Annotated in this window: 10 protein-coding genes; 6 read left to right on the top strand and 4 right to left on the bottom strand. The window is 70.3% G+C overall.

Annotation, left to right across the window (positions count from 1 at the left end; genetic code table 11):
• Nucleotides 1-87: 87 nt before the first annotated feature.
• Together ACRX5W_RS13145 and ACRX5W_RS13140 are read right to left on the bottom strand one after the other, a co-directional pair.
• On the bottom strand, nucleotides 88-1317 hold the full coding sequence (locus ACRX5W_RS13145; protein WP_436788252.1) for a DUF349 domain-containing protein: 1230 nt from the start codon (nucleotides 1315-1317) through the stop codon (nucleotides 88-90).
• Between the two features lie 115 nt (nucleotides 1318-1432).
• Nucleotides 1433-2251, bottom strand: coding sequence for a peptidylprolyl isomerase (locus ACRX5W_RS13140; protein WP_436788251.1), 819 nt, complete (start codon nucleotides 2249-2251; stop codon nucleotides 1433-1435).
• Nucleotides 2252-2776: 525 nt separating this feature from the next.
• On the opposite strand from ACRX5W_RS13140, the gene ACRX5W_RS13135 reads away from it, so the two are divergent.
• From ACRX5W_RS13135 to ACRX5W_RS13120, 4 genes are all read left to right on the top strand, one after another.
• The gene (locus ACRX5W_RS13135) at nucleotides 2777-3472 is read left to right on the top strand and encodes an MBL fold metallo-hydrolase (RefSeq protein ID WP_436788250.1); all 696 of its coding nucleotides are present in this window, start codon (nucleotides 2777-2779) and stop codon (nucleotides 3470-3472) included.
• A gap of 13 nt (nucleotides 3473-3485) precedes the next feature.
• Nucleotides 3486-4745, top strand: coding sequence for a histidine--tRNA ligase (hisS, locus tag ACRX5W_RS13130; RefSeq protein WP_436788249.1), 1260 nt, complete (start codon nucleotides 3486-3488; stop codon nucleotides 4743-4745).
• Nucleotides 4742-6532, top strand: coding sequence for an aspartate--tRNA ligase (gene aspS / locus ACRX5W_RS13125; RefSeq protein WP_436788248.1), 1791 nt, complete (start codon nucleotides 4742-4744; stop codon nucleotides 6530-6532). The genes hisS and aspS overlap by 4 nt, the downstream gene beginning before the upstream one ends.
• A 1439-nt stretch (nucleotides 6533-7971) precedes the next feature.
• Nucleotides 7972-8595, top strand: a complete 624-nt coding sequence (locus ACRX5W_RS13120) for a hypothetical protein (protein WP_436788247.1) — start codon at nucleotides 7972-7974, stop codon at nucleotides 8593-8595.
• A gap of 275 nt (nucleotides 8596-8870) precedes the next feature.
• Here ACRX5W_RS13120 and ACRX5W_RS13115 read toward each other — a convergent pair whose 3' ends face one another.
• Complete coding sequence (locus ACRX5W_RS13115; protein ID WP_436788246.1) at nucleotides 8871-9512, bottom strand: TetR/AcrR family transcriptional regulator; 642 nt, start codon at nucleotides 9510-9512, stop codon at nucleotides 8871-8873.
• Nucleotides 9513-9634: 122 nt separating this feature from the next.
• On the opposite strand from ACRX5W_RS13115, the gene ACRX5W_RS13110 reads away from it, so the two are divergent.
• Both ACRX5W_RS13110 and ACRX5W_RS13105 read left to right on the top strand, forming a co-directional pair.
• Nucleotides 9635-10567, top strand: a complete 933-nt coding sequence (locus tag ACRX5W_RS13110; RefSeq protein WP_436788245.1) for an NADP-dependent oxidoreductase — start codon at nucleotides 9635-9637, stop codon at nucleotides 10565-10567.
• Nucleotides 10564-12141, top strand: a complete 1578-nt coding sequence (locus ACRX5W_RS13105) for an MFS transporter (RefSeq protein ID WP_436788244.1) — start codon at nucleotides 10564-10566, stop codon at nucleotides 12139-12141. The genes ACRX5W_RS13110 and ACRX5W_RS13105 overlap by 4 nt, the downstream gene beginning before the upstream one ends.
• On the opposite strand, the gene ACRX5W_RS13100 is transcribed toward ACRX5W_RS13105, so the two are convergent.
• Nucleotides 12042-13145, bottom strand: a complete 1104-nt coding sequence (locus ACRX5W_RS13100; RefSeq protein ID WP_436788243.1) for an exo-alpha-sialidase — start codon at nucleotides 13143-13145, stop codon at nucleotides 12042-12044. The genes ACRX5W_RS13105 and ACRX5W_RS13100 overlap by 100 nt on opposite strands.
• Nucleotides 13146-13333 lie beyond the last annotated feature (188 nt).

The raw sequence follows: 13333 nt of genomic DNA, 5'->3' as shown, positions 1-13333 counted from the left end.
CCCCCCCCCCCCCCCCCCCCCCCCCCCCCCCCCCCCCCCCCCCCCCCCCCCGAGCCACTCAGAAAACCTCCGGCGGAGCGGGGAGCCTCAGCCCCCGAACTCCTCCAACGCCTTACGCGCTTCCGCGAGCCACGCCTCCCGGGCCGTGACGGCCTCGTCCGCCTCGCGCGCCTTGCGCTCGTTGCCCGCGGCCCGCGCCATGTCCCCCTGGACACGCAACTTGTCGATGGACGCCTGGAGTTGGTCCACCGTCGCCTGGGCCCGGGCGCGTGCCTCCGGGTTGGTGCGGCGCCACAGGTCTTCCTCGGCCTCGCGGATGGCCCGCTCGACCGCGTGCAGACGCGCTTCCAACTTCGGACGCGCGTCGCGCGGCACGTGCCCGATTCCCTCCCACCGCTCGTTGACCGAACGCAGCGCCGCACGGGCCGCCTTCACGTCCTCGACCGGCAGGATGCCCTCCGCCTCGACGAGCAACTGCTCCTTGAGGGCCTGGTTCTCACGCTGCTCGGAGTCCCGCTCGGCGTACACCTCGCCGCGCGCCGCGAAGAACACGTCCTGCGCGGCGCGGAAGCGCTGCCACAGCTGCTCCTCGACGTCGCGCTGCGCCCGACCCGCGGCCTTCCAGTCGCGCATCAGGTCCCGGTAGCGCGCGGAGGTCTCGTTCCAGTCGGTCGACGTCGACAACGCCTCGGCGTCGGCGACCAGGCGTTCCTTGGTACGCCGGACCGCCTCGCGCTGCTGGTCCAGCTCGGCGAAGTGGCTCTTGCGGCGCTTGGCGAACGCCGAACGCGCCTGCGAGAAGCGGTGCCACAGCTCGTCGTCCGTCTTGCGGTCCAGCCGAGGGACGGCCCGCCACGCGTCCACCAGGGCGCGCAGCCGCTCGCCGGCCTGACGCCAGTCCGTGCTCTGCGACAGCTGCTCGGCCTCGGTGACGATCCGCTCCTTCGCGGCGTGCGCCTCCTCCTGGGCCTTCGCCCGCGCGACCTTGCGCTCCTCGCGGCGGGCCTCCACGACCTGGGTCAGTGCGTCCAGACGCCTCACCAGGGAATCCAGGTCGCCGACCGCATGGGCTTCGACGATGTTCGCGCGCAGGTGCTCGATCGCGGTGGCCGCGTCCTTGGGCGCGAGGTCCGTGGTCCGCACCCGCCGTTCCAGGAGCTCGACTTCGACGACGAGGCCTTCGTACTTGCGCCGGAAGTAGGCAAGGGCCTCGTCCGGGGAACCCGCCTGCCACGAGCCGACGGAACGCTCACCGTCCGCGGTCTTGACAAAGACGTTTCCCTGCTCGTCGACGCGGCCCCACGGGTCGCTGGTCACAGCGGCCTCCTTCGATGCTGAATGCGGCGCACTTTACACAGGAGTCGGGGGTGACGGGCGCGCCACCGCCCGGTAGCGACAACGATTTCGGCGCCCGGACCCCAACTCCGCAGGATCAGGTCTTCTTCGTGACCGTCACCGTATTGAGGACGACATTCTCGTGCGGAGTGCCGTCCGAGCTCAGGTCCGTGGTACCGGCCGCGGCGATCTTCTGGAGCACCTCCATGCCGCCGGTGATCCGCCCGAACGGGGTGTAGTCGGACGGCAGCGGGGAGTCCTTCTCGACCAGGAAGAACTGGCTGCCGCCGGTGTTCGGCCCCGAGTTGGCCATCGCGACGGTGCCCGCCGGGTAGCTCGCGCCACCCAGGTTCTCGTCCGGGAGCTGGTAGCCCGGACCGCCGGTGCCCGTCGCGGTCGGGTCGCCGCACTGGAGGACGAAGATGCCCTCGGTCGTCAGACGGTGGCACTGGGTGTGGTCGAAGTACTTCTTCTCGGCGAGGAAGTTGAACGAGTTGACCGTCCTGGGCGCCTTCGCCGCCTCCAACGCGATCGTGATGTCGCCGCACGTCGTCTTCAGCACCATCTCGTACGGCGCGTTCGTGTCGATCGTCATCGCCGGCTCGGCCGGGAACGTCTGCTGTGCCACCTCGCCCGGAGCCGGCTCCGCACACGTCTTCGGGTTGGTGTTCACCGCGGGCGCCGCCGACGGGGACGCCGTGTCGGCCGCGGCCACCGTCGGATCCTCGCTCTTGTCGTCACCGCTCACCGCGGTCGCGATCCACACCCCGCCGCCCGCGACCACCACAACCGCGAGAACAGCGGCGATGAGCGAGTTGCGCTGCTTCGCCCGCGCGTGGGCCTCCGCCCGACGCTGCTGCTGGCGCTCGTGCTTCGCGCGCGCGAGATGGCGCTGGCGCTGCTCCTTGCTGACCACCGCGTGTTCTCCTGGTTCGGCTGGTCCGGGCCCGACGTGCCGGCTGTCCCGGCGCTCCGGCTGCCCCCGGTTGTCTTACGGACTGTCTGACGGACTGTCTGACGGACCTGTCTGTGGCTTGTCCGGTGGGATTGTCGATCGCTGACGCTGTTCCCCCGCTGTCTCCCGCAGCCTCGGCGTTCCGGTGCTCCGGCGGCGGCGCTGCCGGTTCCCACGTGACCGGCCGCATGGACGTCCCGCGCGGCCAACCGCTGGACCGACGGCAAAGCACGTCCACGACCTGCGGCGATACACCGACACGCCGAAACGCGGACGACTGGCCGACAGTGTAGGCGTGCCGCCGGGAACCGGTTCGCTAACCGCCCCCGCGCGCCGGTACCCTCGGACGAGGATTCCCACGTCCGCCGCATATTGCCTGCTGATCGGCGGCGCCGGAAGACCTCCGGGTCGTGATCGGGCGCGGATCCGCAGCCGATCCACCACCGATCCACCACCGATCCACCTTCGAGACAGCCGAGGACCAACGTGATCATCGCCGGGTTCCCCGCCGGGTCTTTTGGCACGAACTGTTATGTGGTCGCTCCCGCAGCGGGCGAGGAGTGCGTGATCGTCGATCCCGGTCAGGACGCCTTCGACGGTGTCCAGGAGATCGTGCGCGAGCAGCGGCTGCGGCCGGTGGCCGTGCTGCTCACCCACGGCCACCTCGATCACATGTGGTCGGTCGTCCCGGTATGCGACGAGCACAAGGTGCCCGCGTGGATCCACCCCGACGACCGCGCCATGCTGTCCGACCCCATCAAGGGGTTCTCCCGCGTCGCGGGGCAGCAGCTCTTCGGCGGCATGACCTTCACCGAGCCCGACGAGGTCCGCGAGCTGACCGACGGCGCGACCCTGGACCTGGCCGGGCTGGAGTTCACCATCCGTCACGCGCCCGGCCATACCGGGGGGTCGGTTACCTTCGGCACCGGAGCGGAGGCGGACATCCCGCCCGTGCTCTACTCCGGTGACCTGCTGTTCGCCGGCTCCATCGGACGCACCGACCTACCGGGCGGCGACCACGCGCAGATGCTGAAGTCGCTCACCCGGGTGGTCCTGCCGCTGCCGGACGAGACCGTCGTCCTGTCCGGGCACGGCCCCCAGACCACGATCGGCCGCGAGCGCGCCACCAACCCGTATCTCCAGGAGCTGGCGCCCCAGGCAGGTCCTCGCCGAGGAATGTGACGGAACGCAAGACGTGAGTACCTTCAACGCCCCCAAGGGCACCTTCGACATGCTCCCGCCGTATTCGGAGACGTACAACCGGATCCGGATCCAGTTCGGCCTCGAACTGCGCGACGCGGGCTTCCAGTACATCGAGACACCCACGTTCGAGGACACCGGCCTCTTCGCGCGCGGTGTCGGGGAGTCGACCGACATCGTCTCCAAGGAGATGTACACCTTCACCGACCGCGCCGGCCGGTCGCTGACGCTGCGCCCCGAGGGCACCGCGGCCGTCGTGCGCTCTGTGCTCCAGCACAAGCTGTACGCCGCTCGACTCCCGGTCAAACTCTGGTACTTCGGGTCGTACTACCGCTACGAGCAGCCCCAGGCCGGCCGAACCCGGCAGTTCACCCAGGTCGGTGCCGAGGCGATCGGCAGCCAGGACCCGCTCGTCGACGTCGAGATGATCGCGCTCGCCGTCGAGGGCTTCCAGAAGCTCGGGCTGAGCAACTTCCGCCTGCTGCTCAACTCGCTCGGCTGCCGCGAATGCCGTCCCGTCTACCGGTCGCGGCTTCAGGAGTTCCTGCGCGCGCTCGACCTCGACGAGGACACGCGCCGCCGCGTCGAGATCAATCCGCTGCGCGTTCTCGACGACAAACGTCCCGAGGTCCAGGCCCAGTTGACCGGCGCGCCGCTGATCACCGACAGCCTGTGCGAGTCGTGCGCCGCGCACCACACGTTCGTCCGCTCGATGCTGGACGACCTCGGGATCAAGTACGAAGACGACCCGCGGCTCGTCCGCGGCCTCGACTACTACGTGCGCACCATCTTCGAGTTCGTGCACGACGGCCTCGGCTCGCAGTCCGCGATCGGCGGAGGGGGCCGCTACGACGGCCTGGCCCAGGAGCTCGGCGGACCCGAACTGCCGTCCGTGGGCTGGGCACTCGGCATCGGCCGCACCATGCTCGCGCTGGAGGCCGAGGGCCGCGAGATCGAGACCGCCGCGGAATGCGACGTGTACGGTGTCGCGCTCGGCGACGAGGCCCGCCGCGCGGTGTTCAAGCTCGTCACCGCGCTGCGCGTGGCCGACATCCCGGCCGACATGGCGTTCGACGGCAAGAAGCTCAAGGGCGCGATGAAGGCCGCCGACCAGTCCGGCGCCCGGTACGCCATCGTCCTCGGCGACCGCGATCTCGCGGAAGGCGTCGCCCAGTTGAAGGACCTGACCACCGGCGACCAGACGGCCGTCCCGCTCGACGCCGTGGTCGACACCCTGAAGGAGAAGCTCCAGTGATCCGCACCCATGACGCCGGCACGCTCCGCGCGGAGCACGCCGGGACCACCGTGACGCTCGCCGGCTGGGTCGCCCGGCGGCGCGATCACGGCGGCGTGGCGTTCGTGGACATCCGGGACACCTCCGGCACCGTCCAGGTCGTCTTCCGCGACCTGGACGCGGTACACGGGCTGCGCAGCGAATACTGCGTCAAGGTCACCGGCGACGTGCGGATCCGCCCCGAGGGCAACGAGAACACCGAGATCCCGACGGGTGCGATCGAGGTACTCGTCAACGACTTCGAGGTGCTTTCCGAGGCGGCGCCGCTGCCATTCCCGATCGAGGAGTACGCCCCCGGCACGGTCAACGAGGAAGTCCGCCTGCGCTACCGCTACCTCGACCTGCGCCGCCGCCAGATGGCGCACAACCTGCGGCTGCGCTCGCAGGTCACCCAGATCATCCGCGAGGTGCTGGCGGAGAACGACTTCCTCGACATCGAGACTCCGTACCTCACGCGTTCGACGCCCGAGGGCGCCCGCGACTTCGTGGTGCCGGTGCGCCTTCAGCCGGGCACGTGGTACGCGCTGCCGCAGTCGCCGCAGTTGTTCAAGCAACTGCTCATGGTGGCGGGCATGGAGCGGTACTACCAGATCGCGCGCTGCTTCCGCGACGAGGACTTCCGCGCCGACCGGCAGCCGGAGTTCACGCAGCTCGACATCGAGATGTCCTTCTGCGACCAGGACGACGTCATCGGGCTCACCGAGCGCCTCATCGCCCGTATCTGGCGCGACGTGCACGGTGTGGAGGTGCCGCTTCCGCTGCCGCGCATGACCTATGCGGACGCGATGGCCAAGTACGGCTCGGACAAGCCGGACCTGCGTTTCGGCGTCGAGATCACCGACCTGACCGGCTACTTCGCGGGCACCGAATTCCGGGTGTTCCAGTCGGAGTTCGTCGGCGCGGTCGTGATGCCCGGCGGTGCCGCGCAGACCCGCAAGGAGCTCGACGGATGGCAGGACTGGGCGAGGTCGCGCGGCGCGCGCGGCCTGGCGTACGTCCTCGTCGACGCGGACACCGGCGAACTGCGCGGCCCGGTGGCCAAGAACCTGTCCGTGGCGCATCTGGGCGGGCTGGTCGACGCCACCGGCGCCAAGCCGGGGGACGCGATCTTCTTCGCCGCGGGCCGGCGCATTCCGTCACTCGAACTCCTCGGCGCAGCACGGCTGGAGATCGGCCGCCGCGGAGGGCTCATCGACGAGTCGGCGTGGAACCTGCTGTGGGTCGTGGACTTCCCGATGTTCGAGCCGATCGAGGACGACAAGGGCAACTTCCAGGGCTGGCACGCGATTCACCACCCCTTCACGGCGCCCACGGACGCGTACCTCGACAGCTTCGACAAGGATCCCGGGGCGGCGCTGTCCAACGCGTACGACCTCGTGCTCAACGGCACGGAGGTGGGCGGCGGTTCGATCCGTATCCACCGCGCCGACGTGCAGAAGCGGGCGTTCGAGGCGATCGGCCTGTCCGACGAGGAGGCGCAGTCGCAGTTCGGCTTCCTGCTCGACGCCTTCCAGTACGGCCCGCCGCCGCACGGGGGCATCGCCCTGGGCCTGGACCGGCTTGTCGCCCTGCTCGCCGGCGCTGACTCGATCCGCGACGTCATGGCGTTCCCGAAGACCGCGACCGGCGGCGACCCGCTGACCGGCGCACCGACGCCGATCACCCCGGCGCAGCGCCGCGAGGCGGGCATCGACGCCACGCCGAAGGCCGCGGGGGAGCCGGGCGAGGCGGCGGCATCGGCGGTCTGACGCCGGTCACCGCGCGGCGCGCCCGAAGCGTGGTGGAGACCAAGGCAGTTCCGCTGCCCTGCGCACGACGGTAACCGTGGCGGCCCCAAGAGCCCGCGAGCAACGCGGGTCTGTGGGCCCCCCACGGCCTTTGGCCGCCGGAGAAACGCAGGGAAGATCCCGCGAGCCAAGGCTTGCGACAGCGCTCGCAGCCCGCTGAAGCCCCGAGGGGGACACCCGCTCGATCTGCTTCCGTCGCCTTCGGCCGTGGCGTCGATGCCCGCTTCGCGGTGCTGTGGGGGCCACGGTTCGGCCCTGCCGATCGTGGTCGAGCGGTCTCCGGCTCGGCGCCACCACCGCGCGGAACCTCGACGCCGTCAGCCGCGCCGATCGGGGCCCGAGGCCGTGCGCGCACGGGGCACCTGAGCACCGCGCAGCCGCTTATCCGTTCGGTCCCCTCGTTGCCGAGCCTGCGTGTCGTCGCCCGAAACCTGTGGAAAACCCGGCCTCTCGACTCCTGGAAGAAACGATTCTCCACAGCTTGCCGGTTTTCTGACTTTGCGTTCCCCGTCGCTTGCGTAGCGTTGCCGTCACGGTCGGCGGAGGGCCGTCCGGGCGATTCGCGAGGAGGGACGATTCCATGGGTGCCAAGACGTCGAAGGCCGGGAAGTCGGCGAAGCACGGCAGGATTTCGTCAAAGGGCGACGCGCCCCGGCCGCCTGGGGCCGCGAAACCACACACGGTGCCGCCACCTGCATCGGAGGCCGCGATGGTCACCACGACGCCGCAGCCGCATGCCGGTTCGGCCGTGTCGGGGTCGTCCGAGGCCCCGCGCAGACCGTTCTTTCTCGGCCGCCGCAATCTGCGTCGTCGGGGGTGGACCGAGAGCGGCATCGGCCGCTTTCTCGGAGAAGCGGACGCGCTGGCTCCAAACCCGGTCGTGCGGTCGGCGGCGCACATGCGCCTGTACGACGAGGCACGTGTCGCGCGCGTCGAAGCCACAGAGGACTGGCAGCGGTGGCGTGCCGAGTCCGAACAGCGGCGTGCCACAAACCGGTTGCGCGCCGAAGAACGAGCACGGGAGCGAGCGGACCGTCTCGCGAGGCTCGGTGTCTACGCGGAAGTGGCCTCACACGCGGCGGATCGCCGCCGATCCGCCTCCGGGGCGACTGACGAGACGTCAATGTCCGTGCCATACAGGATCATGGGTGGGGGACTCGGGACGGAGGAGACATGAGCGATCGGCGCGAAGTACGGGGTGTCGCAGACGTCTCGCGCGCAGGGATCCGCGGAGGGCCGGTTGGTGGGAACGGCGCGACGGGCGCGATCGGAGCACACGCCATGGGGCTGCCGCCCGCCCACGCCCTGCCCGGTCGGAAGCCGGGCTCGGAAGAGTCCGCATCGTCCGACATCGACCGGCTGGGAATTCCGTGCCCCATCCTGCGGATCGAGGTCCACGCATGACCGGCACGCCTGACGACAGCACCGCGAAGACTCCTGCTCGAATCCCGGCCCAGACCCGTGCGGGAACGCCTGCTGTGCACGTCAATTCGCTGCGCTGGTTCGTGGAGCGCGAGGGGGGAGCCGAGTTCGTCCGCTCGCACGGCGACGATCTGCACGACGAGGCCGTCGCACGGGCGTTGGCCGCGGCCTACCCCGAAGTGCTCCAAGTCCTCGAAACGCTTGCGGCGTCGGGCGTCGGCGCTGATTGCTGGTTCGCCGTGGACGACGTCGACACCGCTGTCGCGGCAACGGCCGCCACAACCAAGGCAGTCGAGGCGCTCCGTGCGGCCGGCTCCGCGCCGGGCCCGTCGCTCGGCGGGCTGCACTTGTCCGTGGGTGACGTCGACCGCGGCCATATAACGGCACATGCCGCAGTCACGGGCTTGACCTGCACCGGGCCACATGACGACGCGATAGCCCGAGCCGCCGTCGCGCTCACCGGGGCTTTCGGTCCCCAGGTGGTGTGGGACGACGCGCTTGCCGACGTCATGCTGGTCGACGCCGGCATGACGCCCGCACAAGTCCGGGCCCGGTGGAGGTCCGGTGGAACGCGTCCGGGGGATTCTCGTCCGGCTTCGTAGGCCGGGCCTCGGCCCCCGGCTTCACGGACCGTCGTCACGATCCGACGCCGGGGCACCGCGGTGTGCTCACACGAGACGGCTGCGCTCGTCGGTTACCACACGGCGCGGTTCATCGGATTTTTCGGTAGATACCCCGGCCTTCAGGCCGGGGAGGAAACGGACCCCTGCGGAGAAGGGCGGGAGAAGCCGAACCGCTTCCGGGCGGTTCGGCGTTCAGCACAGCGAAAGTGACGAGCGGCGCCGCCCCGCTTGCAGGAGGGGATCGCGTGTCCGGATCAGGGTTTGTTCCACAGGCGCGCGTAGCGCTCGGCCGTCGGCGGGTTGCCCGGCAACATGGTGTTCTCCGGGCGGGCCTTGAGGCCGTCGAGAACCAGGGAGACGAGTCGTTCGCGGTTGTTGTCGTCCTCGTCCGTCGGAACGGGGGCCCGGCGGCCGAATTGTTCGACGACCAGGTGGATGTCGAGAGTCGTCGCGTCCGCACGCAGAACGCCTGCCTGGTGTGCGCGCGCGACGACCTGTTCGGCGAGTTCGTCGGAGCGTTCGCCGGCCGCGGCCATCTCGGGGGTGAAGGCGATGGTGCCGGCGATCGGCGCGAGTGAGAACGAGCCGAACGCGACGCACTCGCGGATGTATTGGGCCAGCCCCTCCCACGGGTCGTCGGCGTCGAGCGCGCGCGATGCGGCAGCCGCGTACTGCTCCGCGGCCAACACGGCGAGTTTTTGGATCAGTTCCTCTTTGGTGCCGTAGCGGCGGTACAGCGTGGCGATGCCGACCCCGGCACGCTCGGCGATGGCTGCGACCGGCGCGTCGGCTCCCTGTGTCGTGAAGACCTCGCGTGCGGCGGCCAGCACGAGCTGGTCGTTGCGCGCCGCCTCGGCCTGCCTCCCGCGTTTCCTCGGGCGCTCGGATGTGCTCATGCGCCAAGGATGCCAAGAACGGTGATTGCGGAGCGGGTCGCTCCGTTATATTTTTATCGGATCGCATCGCTCCGTTATTCGGTGCCAGTGTCGGCGGAAGCTTCGGAAAGGTGGAAAAGACCATGAAGGCAGTGGTGTTCACGGCATTCGGGGGCCCCGAGGTGTTGCGGCTCGCCGAAGTCCCGACTCCGCGTCCGGGGCCCGGCGACATCCGGGTCCGCGTGCGTGCGGCCGGAGTTCTCCCGTTCGACACAGGCCTGCGCTCCGGCCGCTTCCCTCCCGCGATGACACCCGGCTTCCCGGACAAGCCGGCCATCCCTGGCAACGAATTCGCCGGTGTGGTCGAAGAGTTGGGGGAGGCGGTCAGTGGCTTCGAGGTGGGAGACCACGTCTTGGGCTTCACCACGACGGGGGCCTACGCCGAATATGTCGTGGTCCCCGCCGACCAGCTCGCACTGCGGCCTGCGGCAATGCCGTGGGAGGTGGCTGCGGGGCTGTCCGCCAACGGCCAGGGAGCGTACATGGCACTGCGCCAGGTCGGCGTGCGTGCGGGGGACGTGGTCCTCATCCACGCAGCCGCCGGAGGCTTCGGCACCCTGGCCGTGCAACTCGCGAAGGCGCAGGGAGCGAAGGCCGTCATCGGCACCGCGAGTGAGGCCAACCACGAGTATCTGCGGGGGCTCGGCGCGCTGCCGGTGGCGTACGGGCCCGGCCTGGTCGACCGTGTCCGTGCCCTCGCACCGTCCGGTGTCGACGCCGCGATCGACGCGGCCGGCCCCGAAGCACTCCGCGCGTCCGTCGAGCTCGTCGAAGACCGCGCGCGCATCGTGACGATGACGAACGGCGAACTCGGCCGCGAACTGGGACTGCCCGAATGGTCGGGGACCCGCAGTGGACAACGGCTCGCGGAACTGGCCGGTATGTGGGACGAGGGGCTCTTCACACTGCACGTGCGCGCGACGTATCCACTGGACCGCGCCGCGGACGCCCACCGCGATGTCGAGACCGGTCACGGTCGCGGCAAGGTCGTCCTGACCGTGGCGGAGGAGTCATGAACCGCGGGAACCGATTGCCGCGACAGCAACGCCGTGCGGCGGCCGATGCCTTCGCCACTGAGCCGCCCGACCGCGTCATCCCGAGCGCCGGACCGGCGGACGCCTCCGTCACCGATGCGGCCGTCGGACATGATTCCACCTCGGTTCGAGCCCGCGACCTTTTCGACGACCGTCGTTTCGTCATGCTGTTCCTCGCCCGGACGATATCGGTGCTCGGTGCCGCGTTCGGTCCGGTGGCCCTCGCCTTCGGGGTGCTCGACCTGCCCGGCGCGAGTGCCACGACACTGACCATCGTGTTGACCGCCCAGACCGTGCCGCAGATCGCGCTCATGCTGTTCGGCGGTGTCGTGGCCGACCGTATGCCGCGCTTCCGGCTCATGACGTGCGCCGAACTGCTGTCCGCTGCCGCCTTCCTCGCCTTGGCGGTCATGTTCGTCACCGGTGCGGCTCCGCTGCCCGCGGTGGCCGCGGCGGCGGCGATGAGCGGCATCGCCCTGGCCCTCTACTACCCGGCGCTGACCGGCGTCGTCCCGGATGTGGTCGCCGAAGACCGGCTACAGACCGCCAACGGGGTCCTGAGGTTCGGTGTGAACACTGCGCGCCTGCTCGGCATGGCCCTCGCGGGCGGCGCGGTCGCATTGGTCGGCGCCGGATGGGCGCTTGCCGTGAACGCGGCCGGTTTCGCCGTTGCCGCGGTGCTGTTGGCAGGTCTTGGGTCGACCGTGTCCCGCCGGCCGCCGGCACGGACCTCCATGCCGGCGGAACTCCGTGACGGCTGGAGGGAGTTCGCATCCCGCCAATGGCTCTGGGCGATCGTGCTGCAATTCGCGTTCGTCATCGCCGCGATGCAGGCCGCATTCGGGGTCCTGGGGCCGGTCGTCGCCGAATCCGATCTGGGCGGTGCACCCGCATGGTCGGCGATCCTGGCCGGCCAGGGTCTGGGCACCATCGTCGGGGTGTTCGTCGCCATCCGGGTCCGGCCGCGCCGACCGCTGGTCGTCGCAACGGGCATGGTTTTTCCCGTCGCGCTCCCGATGGCCCTGCTGGGTGTCGGCGCACCCGTGTACGCGGTCGCGTCGGGCGCGTTTGTGACCGGCGTCGCGTTCACCGTTTTCGGTGTGCTGTGGGAGACCACGATGCAGCGCGAGGTTCCCCGAGAGGCGCTGTCCCGCGTCAGCGCCTACGACGGGCTCGGCTCCTTCATGTTCGGCCCCCTGGGCCTCATCGCCGCCGCCCCCCTGGCCCAATCGGTCGGTCCACGCACCGCGTTGCTCCTCTGCTCGGCTCTCGTCGCCGCTGCCACGGCCGGGGCGCTGTGTGCACCCGGCGTCCGCAGGCTCCGGGCACCCGCAGCGGTCGAAGCGCCCGTCGAAGGCCGAGGCCGGCAGACGCCCCCGACCACCTCACCGGACAGCGCAGCGGTTACCGTCACAGCCTCCGTCGCCGGACCGTCCGAGACGCATGCGAAGTCGCGTCACAGGCTGCCCGACACGGTCGCCGCGCGGACGCACAGGACGTCGGGGAGGTGCTCGACGGCCCGTGTCCAGTGCGTTCCGCCGTGTCGGCCGACGTAGACCTCGCCGGATCGGGTCCCGAAATAGACGTTCGGATCGGGGGCGTCGTCGAGGCACAGTGCGTCGCGCATCACGCCCGTCCAGAATCCGCTGCCGGGCAGGCCGTTGCCCAGCGGGGTCCAGGTCCCACCGGCATCCTCGCTGCGGTAAACGAGGCAGCGGCCATCCGGCGGAAACCGCATCGCGTCGGCGACCAGCGGAAACACGTAGGCCGTCGCGGGGCGCCGGGGGTGGACGGCGATCGGGAACCCGAAATCACTCGGCAGGCCGTCGGCGATCGAGACCCAGTGCGCTCCGCCGTCGTCGCTCCGGTAGACGCCGTGGTGATTCTGGAGGAACAGCCGATCGGGGACCTCCGGGTGCCGGGCGACCTTGTGGACGCACTGGCCGAACTCCGGGTACTCCTCGGGCAGGAAACTCACATGGATCCCCGAGTTGGACGCCTCCCAGGTCGCCCCGCCGTCGCGGGTCCGGTAGACGCCACCCGTCGACATGGCCACCGTTACGTCGTCGGGATCGGCGGGATGTGGCAGCACGGTGTGGATCGCCATGCCGCCGAACCCGGGGGTCCAGTGCGGACGGTGCGGGTGGTCCCACAGCCCGCGCACCAGGGAGAAGCTGCGTCCGCCGTCATCGGAGCGGAAGAGCGCCGACGGTTCGACCCCGGCGTACACCGTCTGCGGTTCCGATGGCGAGCCGGGCTGTAGTTGCCAGATGCGTTCGACGGACGCGTCGGTGTCCTTCGGGAACGCGACGGTCGCGAGCTCGGGTTCCGACCACGTTGCGCCCCCGTCGTCGCTTGCCGCGACGACGGGGCCGAAATGCTCGTGGGTCACTCCCGCGAGCAGCCGAGGGGCGTCGCCTCGGGAGTCGATCATCACCGAGTACACGCCGGTCATCGCGTGGTGCGGGCCGGTGAAGTCCCAGGTGTGGCCCCCGTCTTCCGAACGGCCTAGCCACAGCCCCTTGCGCGTGCCCACGGCGAGCAGGATGGAGTCGGTCATGGCGGCACTCCAGGTCGCGAAGTTTTCGATACCTGCGGCACGCTACGCCGCGGTGTGGCGATCTGCGCCGGTTTCAGCGGCAATCATTCGAACGGGTGAACGAACAAAACTTGTTGGGCGTGGATTCGGCGCAAGTGTGGGGCCTCCGTCTTCGGAAACGCCGCGGCCGACCGGTCGGGGGAGACCGG

Origin of the sequence: Yinghuangia sp. YIM S10712, from assembly GCF_051388935.1 — a bacterium.
Taxonomy (GTDB): domain Bacteria; phylum Actinomycetota; class Actinomycetes; order Streptomycetales; family Streptomycetaceae; genus Yinghuangia.
Note: the sequence above shows the minus strand (reverse complement) of the source record. Positions and strands in the feature narration are given on the sequence as shown.